Source organism: Alishewanella sp. SMS8 (genome assembly GCF_030737935.1).
Lineage (GTDB): Bacteria > Pseudomonadota > Gammaproteobacteria > Enterobacterales > Alteromonadaceae > Alishewanella > Alishewanella maricola.
Window position 1 is genome coordinate 957272 of the sequence record NZ_JAPJEA010000001.1, and the last position, 22776, is coordinate 980047.

Annotated in this window: 22 protein-coding genes; 10 read left to right on the top strand and 12 right to left on the bottom strand. The window is 46.6% G+C overall.

Annotated features, from left to right (window positions below; all coding sequences use genetic code 11):
• Window positions 1-10 precede the first annotated feature (10 nt).
• The 8 genes from nqrF to ORJ01_RS04370 all read right to left on the bottom strand — a co-directional run bounded on the left by nqrF (window position 11) and on the right by ORJ01_RS04370 (window position 7708).
• Window positions 11-1237, bottom strand: a complete 1227-nt coding sequence (gene nqrF, locus ORJ01_RS04335) for an NADH:ubiquinone reductase (Na(+)-transporting) subunit F (RefSeq protein WP_229585357.1) — start codon at window positions 1235-1237, stop codon at window positions 11-13.
• Between the two features lie 19 nt (window positions 1238-1256).
• Entirely contained in the window at window positions 1257-1865 is a 609-nt protein-coding gene (nqrE, locus tag ORJ01_RS04340; protein ID WP_226749573.1) for an NADH:ubiquinone reductase (Na(+)-transporting) subunit E, read from the bottom strand.
• Window positions 1866-1875: 10 nt separating this feature from the next.
• The gene (locus ORJ01_RS04345; RefSeq protein ID WP_226749572.1) at window positions 1876-2508 is read right to left on the bottom strand and encodes an NADH:ubiquinone reductase (Na(+)-transporting) subunit D; all 633 of its coding nucleotides are present in this window, start codon (window positions 2506-2508) and stop codon (window positions 1876-1878) included.
• Complete coding sequence (locus ORJ01_RS04350; protein ID WP_226749571.1) at window positions 2501-3295, bottom strand: Na(+)-translocating NADH-quinone reductase subunit C; 795 nt, start codon at window positions 3293-3295, stop codon at window positions 2501-2503. Before ORJ01_RS04350 ends, ORJ01_RS04345 begins: the two co-directional genes overlap by 8 nt.
• Complete coding sequence (locus ORJ01_RS04355) at window positions 3288-4493, bottom strand: NADH:ubiquinone reductase (Na(+)-transporting) subunit B (protein WP_226749570.1); 1206 nt, start codon at window positions 4491-4493, stop codon at window positions 3288-3290. Before ORJ01_RS04355 ends, ORJ01_RS04350 begins: the two co-directional genes overlap by 8 nt.
• 2 nt (window positions 4494-4495) lie before the next feature.
• Window positions 4496-5833, bottom strand: a complete 1338-nt coding sequence (locus tag ORJ01_RS04360) for a Na(+)-translocating NADH-quinone reductase subunit A (protein WP_306177084.1) — start codon at window positions 5831-5833, stop codon at window positions 4496-4498.
• 265 nt (window positions 5834-6098) lie between these two features.
• The gene (gene fabV / locus ORJ01_RS04365; protein WP_306177085.1) at window positions 6099-7292 is read right to left on the bottom strand and encodes an enoyl-ACP reductase FabV; all 1194 of its coding nucleotides are present in this window, start codon (window positions 7290-7292) and stop codon (window positions 6099-6101) included.
• An 83-nt stretch (window positions 7293-7375) separates the two neighbouring features.
• Window positions 7376-7708 carry a BolA family transcriptional regulator gene (locus tag ORJ01_RS04370; protein WP_229585351.1) on the bottom strand — a complete coding sequence of 111 codons (333 nt, stop codon included), beginning with the start codon at window positions 7706-7708 and terminating at the stop codon, window positions 7376-7378.
• A 244-nt stretch (window positions 7709-7952) separates the two neighbouring features.
• On the opposite strand from ORJ01_RS04370, the gene ORJ01_RS04375 reads away from it, so the two are divergent.
• The 5 genes from ORJ01_RS04375 to ORJ01_RS04395 all read left to right on the top strand — a co-directional run bounded on the left by ORJ01_RS04375 (window position 7953) and on the right by ORJ01_RS04395 (window position 12094).
• Complete coding sequence (locus tag ORJ01_RS04375; RefSeq protein WP_306177086.1) at window positions 7953-9113, top strand: methyltransferase; 1161 nt, start codon at window positions 7953-7955, stop codon at window positions 9111-9113.
• Window positions 9114-9115: 2 nt separating this feature from the next.
• Window positions 9116-9667 (top strand): YajG family lipoprotein, encoded by a 552-nt coding sequence (locus ORJ01_RS04380; protein WP_306177087.1) that lies wholly within the window; start codon window positions 9116-9118, stop codon window positions 9665-9667.
• Between the two features lie 10 nt (window positions 9668-9677).
• Complete coding sequence (locus ORJ01_RS04385) at window positions 9678-10259, top strand: peptidylprolyl isomerase (RefSeq protein WP_306177088.1); 582 nt, start codon at window positions 9678-9680, stop codon at window positions 10257-10259.
• Between the two features lie 43 nt (window positions 10260-10302).
• On the top strand, window positions 10303-10623 hold the full coding sequence (locus ORJ01_RS04390; RefSeq protein WP_226749563.1) for a hypothetical protein: 321 nt from the start codon (window positions 10303-10305) through the stop codon (window positions 10621-10623).
• Between the two features lie 103 nt (window positions 10624-10726).
• A complete protein-coding gene (locus ORJ01_RS04395; RefSeq protein WP_306177089.1) occupies window positions 10727-12094 on the top strand; it encodes an MFS transporter in 1368 nt (455 codons plus the stop codon).
• An 81-nt stretch (window positions 12095-12175) separates the two neighbouring features.
• Here the strand turns inward: ORJ01_RS04395 and ORJ01_RS04400 are convergent, their stop codons facing one another.
• On the bottom strand, window positions 12176-12418 hold the full coding sequence (locus ORJ01_RS04400; RefSeq protein WP_226749561.1) for a helix-turn-helix domain-containing protein: 243 nt from the start codon (window positions 12416-12418) through the stop codon (window positions 12176-12178).
• A 248-nt stretch (window positions 12419-12666) separates the two neighbouring features.
• On the opposite strand from ORJ01_RS04400, the gene ORJ01_RS04405 reads away from it, so the two are divergent.
• Window positions 12667-12840: a hypothetical protein gene (locus ORJ01_RS04405; RefSeq protein WP_226749560.1), complete on the top strand. Its 174-nt coding sequence runs from the start codon at window positions 12667-12669 to the stop codon at window positions 12838-12840.
• A 93-nt stretch (window positions 12841-12933) separates the two neighbouring features.
• Here the strand turns inward: ORJ01_RS04405 and erpA are convergent, their stop codons facing one another.
• Complete coding sequence (erpA, locus tag ORJ01_RS04410; RefSeq protein ID WP_226749559.1) at window positions 12934-13275, bottom strand: iron-sulfur cluster insertion protein ErpA; 342 nt, start codon at window positions 13273-13275, stop codon at window positions 12934-12936.
• Between the two features lie 221 nt (window positions 13276-13496).
• On the opposite strand from erpA, the gene ORJ01_RS04415 reads away from it, so the two are divergent.
• From ORJ01_RS04415 to hemL, 4 genes are all read left to right on the top strand, one after another.
• Window positions 13497-15200: a chloride channel protein gene (locus ORJ01_RS04415; RefSeq protein WP_306177526.1), complete on the top strand. Its 1704-nt coding sequence runs from the start codon at window positions 13497-13499 to the stop codon at window positions 15198-15200.
• Entirely contained in the window at window positions 15197-15628 is a 432-nt protein-coding gene (locus tag ORJ01_RS04420; RefSeq protein ID WP_229585345.1) for a CopD family protein, read from the top strand. Before ORJ01_RS04415 ends, ORJ01_RS04420 begins: the two co-directional genes overlap by 4 nt.
• Before the next feature lie 84 nt (window positions 15629-15712).
• The gene (locus ORJ01_RS04425) at window positions 15713-16717 is read left to right on the top strand and encodes an aspartate carbamoyltransferase (protein WP_306177090.1); all 1005 of its coding nucleotides are present in this window, start codon (window positions 15713-15715) and stop codon (window positions 16715-16717) included.
• A 17-nt stretch (window positions 16718-16734) separates the two neighbouring features.
• A complete protein-coding gene (gene hemL / locus ORJ01_RS04430) occupies window positions 16735-18015 on the top strand; it encodes a glutamate-1-semialdehyde 2,1-aminomutase (RefSeq protein ID WP_306177091.1) in 1281 nt (426 codons plus the stop codon).
• 54 nt (window positions 18016-18069) lie between these two features.
• Here the strand turns inward: hemL and mrcB are convergent, their stop codons facing one another.
• Window positions 18070-20310 (bottom strand): penicillin-binding protein 1B, encoded by a 2241-nt coding sequence (gene mrcB / locus ORJ01_RS04435; protein ID WP_306177092.1) that lies wholly within the window; start codon window positions 20308-20310, stop codon window positions 18070-18072.
• On the bottom strand, window positions 20294-22750 hold the full coding sequence (hrpB, locus tag ORJ01_RS04440; protein ID WP_306177527.1) for an ATP-dependent helicase HrpB: 2457 nt from the start codon (window positions 22748-22750) through the stop codon (window positions 20294-20296). Before hrpB ends, mrcB begins: the two co-directional genes overlap by 17 nt.
• Between the last annotated feature and the right edge of the window lie 26 nt (window positions 22751-22776).

Consider the following 22776-nt stretch of genomic DNA (forward strand, 5'->3'; position numbering starts at 1 on the left):
CACGCTTAGATTAACCACCAAAGTCATCTAATAGAATGTTGTCATCTTCTACGCCTAAGTCTTTCAGCATATTGATAACCGCTTTGTTCATCATTGGTGGACCACACATGTAGAATTCACAGTCTTCTGGTGCTTTGTGGTTCTTCAGGTAGTTTTCATAAATTACGTTATGGATAAAACCCGTATAGCCAGTCCAGTTATCTTCTGGTTGTGGATCAGATAACGCCACATGCCATTCGAAATTGTCGTTCTCAGCCGCTAGCATATCGAAATCTTCAACATAGAACATTTCGCGCTTCGAACGCGCACCGTACCAGAAACTGATCTTACGCTTGGTTTTTAAGCGGCGTAATTGGTCAAAGATATGTGAACGCATTGGCGCCATACCTGCACCACCGCCGATGAAGACCATTTCAGCTTCAGTGTCTTTGGCATAGAACTCACCAAAAGGCCCTGAAATCGTTACTTTGTCGCCTTCTTTCAAAGACCAAATAAACGATGACATTTTACCGCAAGGCAGCGTCAGGTTATTTGGTGGCGGCGTAGCAATACGCACGTTCAGCATGATAATGCCTTCTTCTTCTGGGTAGTTAGCCATTGAATAAGCACGAATAGTCGGCTCATCCACTTTTGACTCCAGTGTGAAGAATTTGAAACGTTCCCAATCACCACGGAATTGTGCAGGAACATCAAAATCTGCATACTTAACGTGATGCGCAGGCGCTTCAATTTGGATATAACCACCCGCACGGAAAGGTACTGATTCGCCATCAGGGATCTGCAGTTTCAGTTCTTTAATGAAAGTGGCTTTGTTATCGTTAGAAATAACCGAGCAATCCCATTTTTTAATACCGAAGATTTCTGCTTCTACTTCGATGTCCATGTCAGTTTTAACATTAACCTGACAAGACAAACGACAGCCTTCACGGGCCTGACCTTTAGTGATGTGACCCAGCTCGGTCGGTAAAATCTCACCACCGCCCTCGTGTACATGGACACGACACTGACCACAAGAACCACCGCCACCACAGGCTGATGACAAGAAGATACCGTTATCAGCTAAAACGCTTAATAACTTACCGCCTGCTTTTGTTTTAATTGCTTTGCTCGGATCACCGTTAACACTGATCGTGATATCGCCACTGGCAACCAGTTTTGATTTGGCCGCTAGAATAATAAATACTAGCGCCAGTACCACGACAGTGAACATGCCAACGCCAAGATAAATCTCTTGCATGGTGTTATTCCTCTACTGCTTATAGTTGAACGCCAGAGAAAGACATAAAGCCTAATCCCATTAAACCTACTACCAAGAAGGTAGAACCTAAACCGCGTAAACCGTCTGGGATATCAGCGTATTTCAGCTTCTCACGAACTGCGGCTAATACCGTTATCGCTAAAGCCCAACCTACACCACTTCCTAAACCGAACACGACGCTCTCACCGAAGGTATAATCACGTTCAACCATAAAGGCTACCGCACCAAAAATAGCGCAGTTAACGGTAATTAAAGGTAAGAAAATACCTAATGCGTTGTATAACGCAGGGAAGTACTTGTCTAAGATCATTTCTAGAATTTGCACCAGGGCAGCGATAACGCCGATGTAGGTCAAGAACCCTAAGAAACTCAGATCGGCATCCGGAAATCCCGCCCATGCTAACGCACCTGGCGCTAATAAAAGGTGGAAAACCAAGTTGTTCACAGGTACCGAAATACCCAGTACAACGATAACCGCAACACCTAAACCAAAAGCAGTTTTGATTTTTTGTGATACAGCAAGAAAGGTACACATCCCTAAGAAGAATGCTAATGCCAGGTTTTCAATAAATACGGCACGTACGAACAAGCTAATGTAATGTTCCATCAATCGCTCCTTATACCTTCTTCTCAATTTGCTCTGGGCGGTACGCACGTAATACCCAGATAAAGGCTGCAATAATGATGAAGGCGCTTGGTGGCATCAGTAGGATACCCATTGGCTGATACCAACCACCTTCACTGATCAGAGGCATGATTTGTACGCCAAATACTGAACCTGAACCGCCTAACTCACGGATAAAGGCGACAACTAATAACACCACGCTATAACCTAAGCCGTTACCAATACCATCTAAGAAACTCATGCCTGGAGTACTTTTCATGGCATAGGCTTCAGCGCGGCCCATAACGATACAGTTAGTGATAATCAAACCAACGAATACTGAAAGTTGCTTAGATAAATCATAAGCATAAGCTTTCAAGAACTGGTCAACAACGATTACCAATGAAGCGATAATGGTCATCTGCACGATGATACGTACGCTTGATGGAATGTGGTTACGGATACTCGAAATAAAGAAATTCGAAAAGGCCGTTACAAAGGTCAATGCCAAACACATTACTAATGCGGTGGTCATCTGAGTTGTTACCGCTAGCGCAGAACAAATACCGAGTACTTGTAAAGCGATAGGGTTATTGGCAAAAACCGGACCAAACAGGACGGTTTTAATTTCTTTAGCATTAGCCATTGGTTAAGGCTCCTTGACGCACTTTAGTTAAGAATGGACCGAAGCCGTTCTCACCAATCCAGAAAGTGAAGGTATTTTGCACACCATTTGCCGTCAGCGTGGCACCTGACAAACCATCAACCTGATAATCAGACTGAGGGTCGGCATTACCTGGTTTCAAAATAGTTAACGCCAGCTGGCCAGCATCGTTGGTTAATTTCTTACCCGTGAACTGTGCTTTCCAACGTGGGTTTTCTATTTCGCCACCTAAACCGGGTGTTTCACCTTGTTCATAGTAGTTTAAGCCGATAATCGTATTGCCATCGGTTTCGACTGCTAAGAAAGCATGCATCGTTGACCATAAGCCATAACCATGCACCGGTAACACCACGGCTTTTAAATTACGATTGTCATCGTAAGTTAACCAAATAGGTGCTTGCTCTGAAATACGACGGATAGAAGCCACATCTTCGCTTTGCGCCAGTGCTTCACCTTCCTTCAGGTTTTTACGGTAGTCATAAGCCTCAGCACAAGCGGTATCGCAGCTTGCGTCAATCTCACCGGTCTTTAAATTAACCAGACGCGTTTCAACGTGCTTGCTAAACAGCTCGGCAACCTTAGCTGCAGGTGCTGAACCTTCGATTAAACCTACACTGCGCAGAATGTTAATTTGCGAGTCTAACTTTTTGTTGGCTTGCTGCGTTGGACGCAACTGCACAGCGGCAGTTGCCACCACGATGGCACAAACTAAACATAAAGAAACTACTACAATCAGCGTCTTGCTGATGCTGTCATTATTACTAGACATTACGTGCCAGCCTCCGCTTGATGTTGCTCTGAGCCACGAAGAAATCGAATAAAGGTGCAAACAAGTTAGCAAACAAGATTGCCAACATCATCCCTTCTGGATAAGCCGGGTTAACCACTCGGATCATCACCACCATAAACCCAATCAAAATACCGTAAGCCCATTTACCTTGGTTAGTAAACGAAGCAGATACTGGGTCTGTGGCCATGAAGAACATACCGATGGCAAAACCACCTAACACTAAATGCCAATGCCATGGCATCGCAAATAGCGGGTTGCTGTTTGAACCAATAGCATTAAACAAATAGCTGGTTAATACCATACCGACCATGACACCCAGCACGATACGCCAAGAAGCAATACGGAAGTAAATTAACGCTAAACCACCAACTAATAACGCCAGTACTGAGGTTTCACCGACTGAACCAGGGATAAAGCCCAGGAACGCATCCCACCACAGTTGGGTATTTGCCGCGTAATCTAGTTCACCAGAAGACGCTTTGCTTAACCAAGTCGCACCTGAGTATCCGTCGGCTACAGTCCATACCGCATCACCAGAGATTTGCGCTGGGTAAGCGAAGAACAAGAACGCACGACCGGCTAAGGCAGGGTTTAAGAAGTTACGGCCAGTACCACCAAACACTTCTTTTGCCACTACGATACCGAAGGTAATACCAAGCGCCACTTGCCATAAAGGAATGGTTGCGGGCAGGATTAAAGCAAACAGGATTGAGCTAACGAAGAATCCTTCGTTGACTTCATGTTTACGCACTGAGGCGAATAAGACTTCCCAAAAACCACCTACCACGAAGGTAACAGCATAAATAGGTAAGAACCAGACCGCGCCATAGAACATCTTAGCGCCCCAGCCTGAGGTGGCCGTTAACTCACCGCCTAAGGCAGAGTAAATGGCAACCTGCCAAGTGTCAGGTGTACTAAAGCCTTGTGCTAATGCCAAACTGGCCTGATGGCCAATGTTGTACATACCGAAGAATAACGCTGGAAATAATGCCAGCCAAACGAAAATCATAATACGCTTCAGGTCAATACTGTCACGGACATGAGTACCGTTTTTAGTCACTAAACCTGGCGTATAAAGTACAGTCGCCACTGCTTCATACAGTGCGTACCACTTTTCGTGTTTTCCGCCTTTTTCAAATTGCGGTTCAATGCGCTCTAAAAAATGCTTTAAGCTCATGATTAGCCTTCCTTCTGGATGGTAGTCAAGCAATTGCGTAGAATAGTGCCGTAGTCATATTTACCTGGGCATACGTAAGTACACAAAGCTAAATCTTCTTCGTCTAATTCTAAACAACCTAATGTTTGTGCCCCGTCAGTGTCGCCAGAAACCAAATCGCGCAACAATAATGTTGGCAGGATATCTAACGGCATTACCCGCTCGTAGTTACCAATAGGTACCATGGCACGTGATGAGCCATTCGTGGTTGTGGTCAGATTGAACAATTTTTTAGGGTTAAGGTGGCCAAGGTAAGCACGGGTAACTGAGTGTTTTTCAGCGCCAGGTACAATCCAGCCCAACAATAACTTTTCAAAGCCTTCGGCTAATACCGAAACCTGATTGTGGAAGCGACCAATATAACCATGAACGCCTTGTGCGGTAGTACCTGCCAGTACCGAGCCTGAAATGATACGGTTTTGACCTTCGTTAAGTTCACCGGCAGTCAGTTCAGCGGTTGAAGCGCCCAACAAGGTTTTCACCAAACGTGGATTTTTCATTACAGGACCGGCCAATGAAATCACCCGCTCACTGTGTAATTGCCCCGTTGTAAATAATTTACCAATGGCAATAACGTCTTGATACCCAAGGTGCCAAACGACTTTTTTCGCACTGGCTGCATCGAGTAAATGAATATGCGTGCCCACTAACCCAGCAGGGTGTGGACCATCAAATTCGGCTACAGTGACCTGAGAGACGCTAGGAATAGCCACACCGGCTTTTTTACTCAGGTAGGTTTTACCTTCAGTTAAACGTGAAACCACCGTTAAACCATGAGTAAACGCGTCGGCATCAGCATTAATGACCACAGCAGGATCGGCTGCTAATGGATTGGTATCCATCGCATTAACAAAGATGGCACGTGGCGTGCTATCAATGGCAGGAGAACGGGAAAACGGCCGCGTACGCAGCGCTACCCACAATCCTGAGTCGATCAAGTTTTGTTTAACCTGCTCTACTGACAAACTGGCCAATTGCTCGACAGAGTAAGAGGTAAATTGTTCAGCCGCATCGCCGCTAGCTGCAATCACAACAGATTGCAAAACTCGTTTAGCGCCACGATTGATTTCTTTAACCGTACCCGCGATTGGGGCAGTAAACTTAACGCCAGGGTTTTTCTTGTCTTCGAAAAGCACCTGACCTTTTTTTACTGTATCGCCCACTTCGACCGCCATGGTCGGACGCATACCAACATACTCTTCACCTAAAACGGCGACAGTTGTGATGGCATTGCCCGCACTGATCTCTTGTTTAGGACTGCCTGCAAGGGGAATGTCCAAGCCTTTTTTGAGTTTTATCATACGTACTTGCACTACTATTTTGGGAAGAAACAGGGCCTAGTTTTTCAGCTGCTGAGCGGCAGCACACCTGGTTGAACAATTTAGCAAATTACAACTGCGCAAAACTTAACCAGATACACGTATTAAAGTGACGGATTCTAGCATTAATACCAGCTTGTATCCATGGTAATACCAAAAATTATCCATGTTGCATTGTACAGCAAAGTTGCTGTATCAAACGTATAAAAACCGCCTTGCGACGGTTTATTCAGCTGAGTCAATACGACTAATTGATAAGATTCTGTAACAGCACTAACGCTTCAACATCAGCGGTATAATCAACGTGCTGGTAACCGAAACCAAACAGCCGTAAAAATTCATTGTGATAACCCACATAGTCAGTCAAGGTATCAATGTTTTCGGTGGTCACTTGTTGCCATAAGTCTTTTACGGTTTGCTGTACATGATCGCTTAATTCTTTTCCATCCATGCGTAAACGACCGGCTTCATCAAGTGTCGGTGTAGCGCTATATAAACCCTGACGGAACAAGCCATTAATTTGCTCAATACAACCTTCATGGGTGCCTTCTTCTTTCATCACGCGGTACAGCAATGAAATATACAACGGCATGATCGGAATGGCGGAGCTGGCTTGTGTTACTAAAGCTTTTAACGACGCCACATAGGCTTTGCCTTTTTTGCTGGCTAAGGTCGCCGTAATGGCCGCAGCGGCCCGGTCAAGATCTTCTTTGGCTTTACCAATGGTTGCCTTGCCGTAGATAGGCCATGTTAATTCTTTACCAATATAGGTATAAGCCACGGTCTGACAATTATCGGCTAACACACCGGCCGCATCTAATTGGCTTAACCAACGTTCCCAATCTTCGCCACCCATCACTTTAACGGTGTTAAAGATCTCTTCATCGTTTGCTGGCTCTACTGACACCTCTTCAATTTCTCGTTTAGAGGTATTGAGGTTTTTTGCGGTGTAAGATTGGCCAATCGGTTTTAATACCGAGCTAAACACTTCACCCGTAACAGGATCTTTACGCCGAGGGGCTGCTAAACTGTAGACAACCAGATCAATTTTGCCCATTTCACTACGAATGGTTTCAATTGCTTGCGCTTTTAATTCATCGGTAAAAGCATCACCGTTTAAATGTTTGTTCCAAACACCCGCGGCATTAGCTGCAGCTTCAAAAGCGGCGGTGTTATACCAACCCGCAGAACCGGTTTTATTGTCACTCGGGGCTTTTTCGAAAAATATACCAAGGGTATTGGCACCCGAACCGAAAGCGGCGGTAATTCTCGAGGCTAAACCATAGCCCGTTGAAGCACCAATCACTAGCACGTTTTTCGGGCCATTTGTCACGGCCCCTTGCGCATTTACATAAGCAATTTGTTCATTTACATGTTCTGCACAGCCAACTGGGTGTGCATTAGTACAGATAAAACCACGAATTTTAGGTTGAATAACCATAAAGAGTCCTGCTGTTGTCTTGAGTAAAGTAGCGCTAGTGTAAAACTTTAACGCAAAAAACAGGTCGGATCAGCTAATAATGATCATGACGAAGCTTTATCTGTTTTGCTACCACCGAAACATTTAGGCGAAGCTGGGGGTTTTTCTGCGTAGTATTCATACCATTCTGAAGGGGTATAAGTATGTAACGCTAAAGCGTGAATTTTCTCTGCCAACTCTTCCGCAACGATGGCATTAACCGCACGATGCCGCTGTAACAGGCGCATGCCGTTAAAAGCGGGCGTGACGATGACAACTTTAAAATGAGACTCTGAACCTGCGGGCACATTATGATTGGCACTTTCGTTAACCACATCAAGAAATACGGGGTTAAAAGCATCCAATAATTTTTGCTCTATTGCAGTATGTATTAGCATTGCCGTTCTGCTCCTTTGGGTGTCCTTTAATGCATTTTAGCTAAGGCCGTGACGTTTGTCCTGCTCAAGGTAAGTGCGAAGCGTTAAATCATCGCTAAACCAATAAGCATAAAGCTAAAATAAATTTTTTTATGCTAACGTAATACTGCACTAGCGATAATTCGAGCTACGCCAGAGGGATTGCTGTTGTCGCTACCTGCTGGGCGTGTCAAAATGCCAGCCTTACTATTGAGATGAAGTGGTTATGAATACGCAGTTTACGCTTGGTTCTATCAGTCTTACCTTACATCGTTGGCCTTTAGCGCAGCCGAATCATAGTCTCCAAGCCTGGGATGCCGCAGACGAACTGATTCTCACTCAAGCTCTACCTTTACTTTCTGATTTAACGCAGCGTTTAGCCAAGCCGCCTAAAGTGTTGATCATTAATGATGCCTTTGGTGCTTTATCCTGTGGGCTGGGTGCCGATTCGCAGGTATTAATGCAAGATTCTGTGCTTGCACAGCTGGCGTGTCGTTATAACCGTACCCAAAATCACTTGGATAATACGAACATCACAGAATTATCCAGCCTTGATGCCTTACCATACGCCCCTGATCTGGTGCTATTAAAAGTGCCACAAAACCACAGTTATTTAGCCCATATCCTCGCCGCACTAAGCCAAGTGATGACCCAAGAAACGCAACTAGTGGTGGCGGCCAAAGCAAAAGATATTACCAAGCAAGTACTGGCACTTTTTAGCCATTATATTGGGCCCACCCAGGCGTCACTGACTGAAAAAAAATGTCGGTATATTCAAAGCCAATGGCAGGCTGATGCCATTCAGCGCGACGCCCCTGCCGCCATGCGTTGGCCACTTGATAATAGCCACTTTACCATGGTTAACTATGCCAATGTGTTCGCGCGAGAAAAACTCGATATTGGCGCCCGTTTGTTTTTAGCGCATTTACCCAAAGTGGCACCTGGCAGTCGTGTCATTGATTTGGGCTGTGGCAATGGCGTATTGAGTTTACAGTTGTTAGCGCAACAACCGGATTGCAAACTGATTTTAACCGATGAATCCTATTTGGCGATCGCCTCGGCACAAGCCACCATTAGCGAAAACCTGCCTGAACGACTTGGCGATTGTCAATTTGTTGCCGATGACTGCCTAACGCAACAAGCAGAGCACAGTGCAGACTGGATTATTTGTAATCCGCCTTTTCATCAGCAAAATGCCGTCACGACCCATGTGGCAAGCCAAATGTTTCGTGATGCGAAACGTGTCTTAAAAACCGGCGGACGACTGCGTATTGTTGCCAATCGCCACTTGCCTTATAAGCTGCAGTTAGAAAAGTTATTTGGACATTGCCAGCAATTAGCGGCTAACCCAAAATTTGTTATTTTAGAGTCCATCAAAAGGAGTTAATAATGCGTTATTTATCGCTGGTATTGCTGCTACTCGTTGCCGGTTGTGCCACCAAGGTACCGTCGTTTATCGTGGCACCACAAATTTTTTGGCCACAAACAACTGAACTCAGCGGGCGTCAATTTAGTTTTGCGGTGGTCGATTTGCGTCCAAGAACGCACAGTTTAACCATTCAGCAGGGGGGGAATGAAAATAACTATCGAACCTCCAATGATGTTCGTTTTCAGTTAGAAAAAACCGTGGCGACTGCCTTAACCGAGCAAGGCGCAAACTTACTTGGCCAGCAAGGCACGCAATTAAAAATTCAAATTAACCAATTACAAGCGAACGTTCAACAACGGCCGCTTGATCACCTAGTGACCAATCAAGTCGCGCTAACCATCTTTATCCAACGTGATGATGGTAGCTTTACTAAATCGTATGCCGGTGATAGCAGCTATACCGCTCCTTTTAAAGTCGATTTAGCTGCGGTAGAACGTGAACTACGTATTCTAACTGAGCAAGTGTTAAACCAATTACTGCAAGATCCTACTTGGAAATCTGAGCTGAACTAAAGGAGCATTTATGAAACAACTTATGTTTATCATGTTACTGCTGTGCGGCGTTTCGGCGCACGCGGGGCAATTTATGCAACCTGATAACTTGTTTCCTAAAGTGAAATTTATGACCTCACATGGCGATATCGTGGTGGAATTAGATCGCAGCCGCGCGCCACTGAGCGTCAATAATTTTTTAAGCTATGTTAAAAAAAACGCTTACAACAATACGATATTCCATCGGCTTGTGCCGGGTTTTGTATTGCAAGGGGGGGGCTATACCCCCGATTACAAAGAGATTGACACGCTAAAGCCGGTCTTTAACGAGTCAGGCAATGGCCTAAAAAATCAACTCGGCTCCATCGCGATGGCACGCTTAAACGATCCGCATAGTGCGGTCAGTCAATTCTATTTCAATCTGGAAGATAACAGCAGTTTAGATCCAGGCAGTCGTTGGGGCTATGCCGTATTTGGGCAAGTGGTTTCCGGTATGGAAGTACTCGAGGAAATCCAAAATGTTGAGACTGAAATCAATCAGCAAACCGGCTGGAGCGATGTTCCGGTAGAGCCGGTGATACTAAAAATGGTCATTCTGCTCCCACAAGAGTAATTTTGACTATACTTCGGTAAAGGCTTTTTGGCGGAACTGAAGTATGGCCACTCATTTTACTGATGAAAAATCTCGGCAATTGGTGTTTTATGCCTCGCGTTTTTTGCGCGGCCAATTGCCACATCATGAATTGCATTTGTTTATCTGGGATACCTTAGAAGAATGGGCTGCTTTGCAACAGCGCCCTACTACCCCCCCTCACCCGCAAGAACGTGTATTTTGGTATTTGCTGCATCAGCTGGAATTTTGGCCTGAACAGCAGCTATTGCATAACAAAAGATTGAAGCGCAACTTACAACTTTGCCTAGGCTTTATCGTCGGTAAAGCTCAAAGACCGCTCAATTGTGTGGGCTTAAGGCCCTAAACCGAAAATCTGTATTAAAAACCGTTACTTTTCAAATTCATGCTCTTTGCTGTGAGCTGCGTGTCTGTTAAGGTTTGCCTTCAGATAATTCAGGATGGGCCAGATGACACTCGGTAAACAACAAGGCGCAGCGCAAAGCTGGCGGCAAACGCTGCAAAGCTATCAAGATATCCGCCTGCTTTTCATCTTTTTTATGGGTTGTGCCTCTGGTTTTCCTTGGGTATTAATTGGCTCAAATATGAGTGGATGGCTAAGTGATGCGGGCCTGTCTCGCACGGCCATTGGTTATTTTGGCTCAGTGTTTATTGTCTATGCCTTAAATTTTTTATGGGCGCCTTTACTTGACCGCGTCAAACTACCGCTGCTTTATGCCTGGCTAGGTATGCGCCGTAGTTGGATCCTACTGATGCAAAGTATTATGTTATGCGCCACTATCGCCATTGCTTTTACCGAACCCAGCCAAAGCCTGTTGCTGACTTCGCTGCTTGCAATGGCCATTGCGCTGTCATCAGCCACTCAGGATGTGGCCATTGATGCCTATCGAATTGAAATGATCGGTGATGATAAATTGCGAGTCGCACCAGCCGCGGCCATGGGAGTAATTGGTTGGTGGACCGGTTATTCCTTACCCGGCTACTTGGCTTTTGCCAATGCCGATCAATATGGTTGGCCTGCCGTGTATCTGGGTATGGCGTTAGTAATAGTGCTATTAATTTTCTTTACCTTAATCAGTAAAGAACCCCTGAATCAACGTGATCTATTGCAGCAGCAAGCGGCCGCTCGTCATAGCGCGGCAGTCGGCAAGCAAGTTGCCCGCCCTTATCTGATTTGGTTAACCGTAACCGTGCTAGAGCCCTTTTTGGACTTCTTTCGCCGCAACGGTTGGCAGTTATCGTTGGCCATCCTCAGTTTTGTGTTTTTATTTAAAGTTGGTGAAGCGTTCTTAGGCCGCATGTCAGTGCCATTTTATAAAGAAATTGGTTTTTCAAATGAGCAAATTGCCGAATACTCTAAATTGGTTGGTTGGTTTGCCACCATTGTCTTTACCCTACTCGGTAGTGCCATCAATATTCGTTTTGGTATTGTGCGCGGCTTATTTATTGGTGGCATCGCCATGGCTGCCAGTAATTTGATGTTTGCTTGGATCGCCTTAGTCGGGCCAAAACCCGAGTTATTTATTGCCGCTATTTTAGTCGATAACTTTACCGCTGCTTTTTCCACCGTCGCCTTTGTATCTTTCTTAACCTGGCTAACCGGCCGCGCTTTTACTGCTACCCAATACGCACTGCTCGCCTCTTTGGGTAATCTGGGTCGTACCACCTTAGCTTCTTTTAGTGGTGAAATGGTAGATTTACTGGGGGGGAATTGGGCGTTGTTTTTTGTTTTCACCTCGTTAATGGTGATCCCCGGTTTATTGCTGTTATTGTGGGTAGGTAAACGACTACAGCAACGTGAACAAACGCAACAATAAAGCATTAAAAAAGCCGCTTATCACGCCATGTTTATCCCACAAACATAACACGAAGAGCGGCTTTTGAAGTTGTTGTACTGGCTAGCCGTTAGTTAACTGCAGTAAACCTTCGGCAGGATCAACCTCAAGCGCTTGGCAATAACGCACAAACTCGACGACATCCAATCTACGTTCTTGATTTTCAACCTTACCAATAAAGGAATGCGGTGTACCTAATAACTCAGACAAACTGCGCATAGTGTGACCTTTCTCTTGTCGTTGTCGTTTTAACCAAACGCAAAGCCGTTTATTTTCATCAGAAATGACACTTTTCGTACCTTTCATTTTTTTTATTCTCCGAGCGTGTTACGCTTTTATTTATTATAGTTTATGCGCTCCTTGCAATATTGGGTTGTTGTGGTCTTGCTTGACTAACACGGATGTGACTAGTAACTAATATCATAGGTTGCGATAAGCGTACAGATTTTCAGGTTAAAAAATCAGGCGGTTAACAAGATTAATACGTTTTAAAAATATGAGCGTAAATGAGTATCTTTTTGAATATCGGCAGCGCAAAGCGCCATGAGGAAACAATGGTTAGATTAGTCTTCTTGTTACCATTATTAATGAGTTTAGGTTGGTATTTGTTCTTACGCAACTACGGCATTCCCTTAAAACAAGGCCTGCGGGGCTTTATCTATATCGGGGCATTTAACGCTATTATCGCATTAGTGTTGTGGGCGTTAATTCTCATCACCAATCGTTAAGCACCCTAAAACACGGTATCTGTGTTAAAACAGATACCGCTACATTGTTCAGGGTGAGAAGCTTACGCCAGAGCAGCGTAAAGTATGAGCGGGTTATACCGAAAAAGAAGAACCACAACCACAGGTTGTTGTTGCGTTTGGGTTTTGCACAATAAAACGGCTGCCTTGTAAGCCTTCGGTGTAGTCAACAACCCCACCCATCAAGTACTGTAAACTCATCGGGTCAACAACCATGGCCACGCCTTGCTTTTCAATTAACAAGTCGCCTTCATTCACTTTTTCATCGAAGGTAAAGCCATATTGAAAACCTGAGCAACCACCGCCGGTGATATAAACCCGCAGCTTTAAATCCGGATTTTCTTCTTCACTGACTAGGGTAGCGACTTTACGCGCAGCCGCATCGGTAAACTCTATAGGGATCTGTAATTCAGACATGGTGGCTCCAACCAGCATAACAACGGCGGCAATTATCTAATACCTGACTAATTTATTCAAGTATTAGGCGCAAGTGAGCGATAATAGTTCAGTACGTGCGAATGCCGCGACCGACACGCGCTGACCAACAGCACGCCGAGCTAATCAGCACGCCAGTACTCATTTTTGGCGCAACTATGTTAAACTTCGTTTAATTTAATCCACTTAGCATGAATTATCCTATGCGGCGCTGGCAAGATCACCTCCCCGCCTTACAACGGCGACTGGCTCTCCCCCAAACTTCGCTTCAGTTGTGCTTACTCGGCATGCTCGGCGGGTTAATTGCTGCGTTATTAATTATCTGCTTTCGTTTAGCTATTATCGGTATTCAAGGCTTTTTTCTAGAGCATACTGATGACTTTGCCAGTATCGATGCTGAAATACGCTGGTTATTACCCTTAGGTGGAGCGGCTTGTATTGGCTTAATCGCGCTGTTTACCGGTTATAAACACTATCGCCTTGGCATCCCATTTGTCATCCACCGCATCAAAACCGCTTACGGGATTATGCCCTTTCGCAATACGCTTAGTCAGTTCTTTGGTGGGGTGGTCGCGCTCGCCAGTGGCTTTTCGGTGGGTCGGGAAGGCCCATCCGTGCATCTTGGCGCCTATGGTGCGAGCACCGTTGGCCGTTATTTAAAACTACCCTATAACAGCGTGCGTATTTTGGCAGGGTGTGGCATTGCAGCCGGGATTTCAGCCTCGTTTAATACGCCATTGGCGGCGATGATTTTTGTGATGGAAGTGGTACTGCGTGAATATCGCATCCATGTGTTTATCCCTATTATGCTGGCTTCGGTGGTGGGTGCTATGGCCACCCAACTGGTTTTTGGCACCGACCGTGAACTCGCGGCATTAGATATTATTAGTCTTAGTGTTTGGCATTTTCCATATTTAATTCTTTGTGGCGTTATCTTTGGTGCGGTTGCTTGGTTTTTTAATAGCAACATGATGCGCTTATTATCGGTATTTAAAAAATGGCCCTTATTATTGCGCCTTGCTTTGGCCGGCATGGTTACGGCGTTAGTGGGTTATCTGATCCCTGAGGCCATGGGCGCAGAAACGGGCGCTATCCAATTTGCTATTAATAGCCCTACTGCCATCCATCTCCTGTTATTGATTTTAGCCGGCAAAATGATTTTAACCTTGTTTGCCATTGGCTTAGGTGTGCCTGGTGGCATCATTGGCCCGGTTTTTGGTATCGGCGTTGTATTAGGTACCATTTTAGCCATCGTACCGGCGCTGATTGTTGATAACAGTAGTAATGCCGGTACTTATGCGGTTTTAGGTATGGCGGGAATGATGGCGGCGACGCTGCATGCCCCCTTAGCCGCCTTGGTGGCCGTGTTAGAGTTAGCCGCGAACCAACATATTATCTTGCCGGCCATGTTGGTTATCGTTACCGCCTATGTCACGACGGTACAATTTTTTAATAATAAATCGATTTTCTTGATGCAACTCGACTTTATGCAGTTGCCGTATAAATTATCGCCCGCAGATGATGTGCTGCAAAAAGTGGGGGTATTAGCCGTCATCAGCCAAGAATATCAAGTGTTAGATAATCCCGATGAACAGACGGTTTTAGCCAGTCTCGACACGCTTCAACCGCCCACACAATTAATCATTAAACGCCAAACCAGCGATAGCCTGCAATTTTTTACTGCACAATACGACATCAGTCTAACGCTCACTGGTGAAAGTGCCGTGCAATACACGCCTATTCAAGGTTTATCGCATCAAAGTACCATGGCAGAGGTATTTGCTATTTTAGAAGACGAACGCGAAGGGCTGGTTTACATTTATCAAGACGACCCAGCTCATCCGATCGGTATTATCCGCTGGGACCAACTGCGGGCACTTTTAACTAAACAGAATAACTTACTATGACCCTGATCCTTGTTTACAAAGCTTTACACCTGTTTTTTATGGTCGCCTGGTTTGCCGGTATTTTCTATTTGCCGCGCTTATTTGTTTATCACGCTGAAACGCAAAGCACCGATTGCGATAAGACTTTTAAAGTGATGGAGCGGCGGTTACTGTTTTTCGTTACTCCCTTTGCCTTACTTACCTTGGTTTTCGGCCTGTTATTAATTGGCAGCTATGGCAGCGCATGGTTTGCCGCGAGTCGCTGGCTACATTATAAATTGCTGTTAGTTATCCTGCTGTACCTCTATCACGGCTATTGTTTTAAGCTATTGGCCGATTTTAAACATAACCGCAATACACGTAGCCCACGTTTTTATCGGATTTTTAATGAAGCACCGGTACTGATCCTGTTGGCAATAATTCTGCTCGCAGTATTAAAGCCGATATAAATAGCACTAACTTTTCCGTATAATGAAGTCAGTTTGGCCTCTGGGTCTCTTCCATTCGCTATCCGAAATAAGTGAGCACGCACTATGAGCTTTAAAGGTCAGCATATCCTGTCGGTTAAACAATTTGACCGTGACAGTATCCAATATGTGTTTGATATTGCCCGCAAGATGTCCCCTTACGCCAGCAGAAAAAAACGGACTAAGGTACTCGATGGCGCTATTTTGGGTAATCTGTTTTTTGAACCGAGCACCCGTACTCGGGTAAGCTTTGGTTGTGCTTTTAACCTGCTAGGCGGTGAAGTGCGCGAAACCACGGGCATGGAATCGTCAGCCTTGTCTAAAGGTGAGTCGTTATACGATACCGCACGAGTGATCAGCAGTTACAGTGATGTTATCGCGATGCGCCATCCGCAAGCCGGCTCTGTGGCAGAGTTTGCTGAAGGTAGCCGTGTGCCGGTATTAAACGGTGGCGACGGCGCCAACGAACACCCTACTCAGGCCTTATTAGATCTGTTTACCATTGAACGTGAACTAACCGCCTCTGGCCAGAGTATTGACGGTATGCATATTGCCATGGTGGGTGATTTAAAGTTTGGCCGTACCGTGCACTCGTTGTCGAAACTACTTAGTTTGTACAAAAACTTACAAATTACCCTGATTTCGCCACAAGAATTAGCCATGCCTGATGAGGTGGTGAGCAGCTTAGATAACGCCGGCCATCGTTTGACTATCAGCGACAAACTCGAAGGCAATTTGAACGCCGATATCGTCTATCAAACACGGATCCAAGAGGAACGTTTTCCGTCGAAAGCCGAAGCCAATTTATACCGTGGTAAGTTTCGCTTAAACCAAGAAATCTATACGCGGCACTGTAAATCGAACACCGTGATTATGCATCCTTTACCCCGAGATTCACGACAAGAAGCCAATGAGTTAGATAATGATCTTAACCTCAATCCTAACTTGGCTATTTTTCGCCAGGCCGATAATGGCATCTTAGTCCGGATGGCGCTGTTTGCGTTAACCCTGGGGGTCGAAAACGTGATCCAAGATTATGAATGCGCTGTGCCTTGGTATAGCAACAAATAACTGACAGGAATCCGATAATGTCCATCTCTTCAGAACTCTTCAGCCGCGCACAACACACGATCCCCGGTGGTGTAAACTCACCGGTACGTGCCTTTAAAAGTGTCGGTGGCGAACCTTTTTTCGTTGCTCGTGCTGATGGCGCCTATTTATTTGATGTCGATGGCAAACGCTACATCGATTACATCGGCTCTTGGGGCCCGATGCTATTAGGCCACAACAACCCGGTGATCCGCCAAGCGGTCATTGATGCTGCGGCACATGGTTTAAGTTTTGGTGCGCCTTGCCCAGCCGAAGTCACCATGGCAGAAACCGTCGCAAAACTGGTCCCAAGCATGGAAATGCTGCGGATGGTCAGCTCTGGCACCGAAGCCACCATGAGCGCGATCCGTTTAGCTCGGGGCTACACGGGCCGTGATACCATTGTAAAGTTTGAAGGCTGTTACCATGGCCATGCAGACTCGCTGCTGGTTAAAGCAGGTTCAGGGGCGCTGACTTTAGGTGTTCCCAACTCCCCTGGCGTGCCAGCCGATTTTGCCAAATATACTCTGACCTGTGAATTTAACAATTTGGCGCAGATCCAACAGTTATTCGCAGCACAAGGTAGCGAAATTGCTTGTATCATCGTCGAACCGGTTGCCGGCAATATGAACTGTATTCCGCCAGAGCCAGGATTTTTAGAAGGCTTACGGCAGCTTTGTGATGACTACGGCAGCGTCTTGATTTTTGATGAAGTGATGACCGGCTTTCGGGTCGCCTTAGGCGGTGCTCAAGCCTATTATGGCGTTAAGCCAGATCTTACCACCTTGGGAAAAATCATCGGTGGTGGCATGCCGGTTGGCGCTTTTGGTGGTAAGAAAGCCATTATGCAGCATATCGCGCCATTGGGCCCCGTTTATCAAGCAGGTACCTTATCAGGCAATCCGATTGCCATGGCGGCAGGCTTAGCCGCCATGCAAGAAATCAGCAAACCGGGCGTTTACGAAGCATTGACCGAGAAAACCAGTCGTTTAATTACGGGGTTAGCTCAAGCGGCGGTGCAACATGGCGTGCCAATGAGTTTTAACCAAGTGGGTGGCATGTTTGGTATGTTTTTTACCAACGAAGGCCGCGTCAGTAATTATCAGCAAGCAACCCGTTGTGATATTGCTGCGTTTAAACAGTTTTTCCATGGCATGTTAGAACAGGGCATTTACTTAGCGCCTTCAGCTTATGAAGCCGGTTTTTTATCATTAGCACACACTGATGATGATTTAGCCGAAACCATTAGCGCAGCGGCTAAAACGTTTGCCGCACTCTAATTAAGCGGCAACGCCAATAAGGGCTCACCTGGCTGGTGCGCCCTTTTTTATCGGTTAATCACACTGATTTAACGCTAATACGCTGTCTTGATGGGCGGGTAACAACCAACTATTCGGGCAATACTCAGGAACAGGTAAACCGCTTTGCGTCGAAAAACGCTGCCATTCTACTTGTTCGGGCATATACCGAATTAAATTATGGGTGCCCTGCTGTCTAAAATAATCGGTAAACACCCGTAAAGCGCCGCTACCCCCGGTTAAATTGGTCGATTTGTTATCATCTCGCCCCAACCAAACGGTCACCAATCGATCTTGATCAAAACCGCTAAACCAACTGTCCCGATAATCACTCGAGGTGCCGGTTTTACCCGCAAACGTAGGTTGTGGCCAGGTGCGTGCTAAAGATTGCGCGGTGCCCGTTAAGGTTGATTCGATCATCGCATAATGCAATAAATAAACATCTGCGGCAGGATAACGCACGCTCGGGGTCAAATTACGTTGATACACTACCGCACCATTTTGATCGGTGACAGCCTGTACCGTGGCCAAGCTTTGATGTACACCATTATTGGCGATGGTTTGATAAAGCTGACTGACTTCATAAGGTGAAAGTTCTAACGAGCCTAACAACGCTGATGGGTACAAGGTAATATTACGCTCTAAGCCCAAACGGCGCAGGGCTTCTTGCAATTTAGGCATACCCAGTTGTAAGCCCAGCCGCACCGTTGGGACATTTAATGAGTCAGCCAAAGCGCGCATGAGAGAGACATTACCGCGAAATGTCTTATCAAAGTTCTGCGGTTGCCACTCTTGATTATTACTGCGTAAGCTCAGCGGGCTGTCGTCGAGCATGCTACCTAGGGTGTAGCGACCCCGTTGTGCCAACGCTTCTAAATAAATGGCCGGTTTAATTAAACTGCCAATAGGCCGCCGTGCTTCCAGTGCACGGTTAAAACCCGCATACCCCGCAGTTTTACCGCCTACCAAGGCTTGAACAGCGCCCCGTTGATAATCCACCACCAGCATCGCCGCTTCTAGCTCTTTATCCATAGCCGGAACCAACTGAGTCACCGTGCGCTCGGCTTGGGTTTGCGCCATCGGATCCAAATAAGTAAACACTTTAATGCCACTGTGCATCAGATTGCTGTCCAGCGCTAATTGCCGTAATTCACGTTTCACGGCATCCATATAAGCCGGGAAGTTGGCATTTAAGTATTGCCCTCTTGCCACCACTTCTACCGGCCGAGTTAACGCCTGCTCGTAAGCACGTTGATCTAATAAATGTTGCTCAAACATCAGCCGCAGCACTAAGTCTCGCCGCTGCTTGGCACGCTCTGGAAACCGGCGTGGATCGTAGTAACCTGGGCCTTTAACAATGCCGATTAACAAGGCGTACTGATCGGCATTCAGTTCAGTGAGCGGTTTACCAAAATAAAAACGGCTGCCTAAACCAAAACCGTGCACCGCCGTGGCATGATTTTGCCCAAGGTAAATCTCATTCAGGTAAGCCTCAAGGATCTGATCCTTACTAAAACGATAATCGAGCACCAAGGCAATCATCGCTTCGTTAACCTTGCGCAGCAGCGTGCGATCCTGCGTTAAATACATATTCTTGGCTAACTGCTGGGTCAGCGTCGAGCCGCCCTGCACGGTGCGCCCCGCCGTAATATTGACCCACAAGGCACGTAATACCGATAACGGCGATACGCCACGATGTTGATAAAAATCGCGATCTTCTACCAGCAATAGCGTTTCTTTCAGCAAGCTTGGCACCCACTCTAAGCGCACTAATTCACGATCTTCTTGGTGGGGTGACACCAAATGCTCGATTAATTGCGGCTCAAGGCGTGCCATGCTTAATGATGACTTTTGTTGCAGCAATGCACTGATGCCACTGCGATTAAACTCGACACTAAAACGTGAAGCGGCTTGAGTGCCATCGACAAAGGTAAAACTACGGCGAAAAATCTCTACGGTGTTGCCACTGGTGCGAAATTGTCCTGGCCCAGACACTGCATTTACGCGTTGGTATTGCAGCTGCTCCAGCTCTTGCACCAACTGTTTCTGTGTCAGGTATTTGCCAGGAAACAGCTCTAAGCTGCGGCCATAAATTTGTGCTGGCACTTGCCATTTTTGCCCTGAAAAGGTGCTGGTGATCTTACTATCGAGATATATAAAATACAAAAACAGCCCTAGAAATCCTGCCAAAGCGAGCTTTAAAGAGGTTATCCAAATCAATCGCCACCAGCGAGCTGGCCGAGCGGAGGTGGGCACTTTTTTACGAGTTCGAGTCATAGCGCATCGCTTTTTTGGTTTTAGTCGTCGGTAAGGCTTTCGCAGGATCGTCCGGCCAAAAATGTTTCGGATATCGGCCTTTCATTTCTTTTTTTACTTCATGCCAGCCTTGCTGCCAAAAACTGGCCAAGTCACGGGTAATTTGTAGTGGTTGTCGGCCAGGCGATAGCAAGGTCACACTTAACGCCAATTTACCATCGAGCACTTGCGGCGTGGTTAGTTGACCATACATTTCCTGAACCCTTACTGAAAAACCCGGCCCGCCAGGTAAGCAGTAATCAATCGCCACCCGGCTGTGTGCCGGCGTGGTAAAAAACTCGGGTAAGCATTGATTCAGTTGTTGCTGCTGGCTATAACTAAGTTGCTGCCAGAGAAGATCATACAGGGGTAATTGCGCTAGCTGATTAACTTTATTGATATTCGCTAAATAAGGCTCTAACCAGCTCGTCATATTCGTGGTGAGCCCTGACAGACTGAGATCAGGCAAGCCAGCATACTGGTGTTGCGTTAACAAGGCGACACGCTGTTGTAACTGCTGACAGCGCGCATTAAAGGGTAATATCGCTATGCCTTTTTTCGCTAAGTAAGCTAACCAAGCTTGTTGCTTTTCAGCGGCAGTAAGCTGCAAGGGTTGCGGCCGCCGCTGCAGCACAATTTCACCAAACAGACGTTGCGACTCACTATAAAAGCCCGCTTGCTTTTCATCCCAGCCGGTATGAGGCTGCCATGCTAGCGCGGGCCAATCCTCCAGAATATCAGGCAGCGCAATGGCTACCGCTTGTTGCATCCGGTTGCTTTGCGCTGTTTGTGTAATACTCACGGCCACCACTAAATCTTGCTGCTGTAACGGATGGTTGGCGGGAAAACTGGCGCCCACGCCATTGGCTAACAAATAACCCTGGCCACGGCGCTGTGCTAACCGATCTGGAAATGCTCGTAACAATAAAACGGGTAACAAACCAAGCGGCAAGCTGGTATGTTTTTTAGCAGCCAATCGCTTAGCAAATACTTCGGCTTGTTGATAACGCCGCTGCTCTTGCGCAGGACGTTCTGCTAAGCGCTGCACTTGGCGGTAAAGATCCTCTTGCAAATCGCGGCTATCTTCTAGCAAGGCGGCCAGCAAAGCGGCTAGCCACAGCGCACCGGGTTGAGTGGTCTCTAACGTTTTGGCGTGCTGTAACATACTGGCTAAGCGTATATCGGTGCCAAATTGATAAAGTGTTTGACCATAAGCCGTGATTTGCCCACGCTGATCCAGCACTTCAAGTTGTTGCAACAGGGCTGTTGCCGCCGCTAAGTTTGCTGATTGTGGCGAGGTTAACCAGTTTAGGTCTGCCGGTTGGCAACCCCAAACGGCAATCTCTAAGCGTAAGCTGGTTAACTCGCTGATCTCAATTTCTGCAGGTTCAAAAGCCGTTCGCCGCTGCCATTGTTCAGCACTGTCTAAGCGATAACACCAACCTTCGCCAAGTCGTCCAGCTCGACCGGCTCGTTGTATTGCCGCTGCTTGGCTAATGGCAACCGTATCTAAGCGCGTCAGGCCACTGCGGGCATGATAACTGGCACGTCTTGCGACACCACTGTCGACCACCACATGAATGCCTTCAATGGTTAAACTGGTTTCCGCTAAATTCGTAGCCAATACGATTTTATAATGCCCTGTCGCCGGAGCGGCTATTGCGGCTTGTTGTGCCGCCAAACTCATACTGCCCAACAGTGGCAATACGCGCAGATTTGCCGCTAAGTCTTGCTGAGCTAACCACTGCGCAGCCTGATTAATTTCTGCTTGGCCGGGTAAAAAGACCAAAACACTACTTTGATGACGCCAAAAGCCCTGCAGAGCTAAGCGGGCACTTTGCTGCGCGATGGGCTCTTTATTCAACGGTTGATAAACGATATTTACCGGATAACTGCGCCCTTCGCTTTGCAATACTGGTGCCTGTAAATAGCGGGCCAGCATACTGGTGTCCAAGGTCGCCGACATCACTAAGATACGCAGCTGCTCGTTCAGTTGTTGTACTTCAAGCGCCAGCGCTAACCCAAAGTCAGCATGCAAAGAGCGTTCGTGAAACTCATCAAAAATCAGGATATCGACACTACTCAGCTCAGGGTCTTGCTGAATTTTCCGCGTTAAAATACCTTCGGTGACAATAAGCAGCCGAGTTTCAGCGCAATATTGGCTGTCTTGGCGAATTTGATACCCCACCGTCTGTCCAACGGGCTCATTCAGTTGGGCGGCGAGATAACTGGCGATGGTACGCGCGGCTAAGCGCCGTGGCTCAAGCAATAGCAGCCGCTTACCTGCAAAAGCGGGGTGTTTGAGCAAATACAACGGTAAAAAAGTCGATTTGCCGGCACCCGGTGGCGCCGACAGAATAACCTTAGGCTCATGCTGCAGTAGCTGACAGAGCCTTGGCATAATCTCGTTTACAGGTAACACCAACCGCTACTCAGCACGGGTCGCAG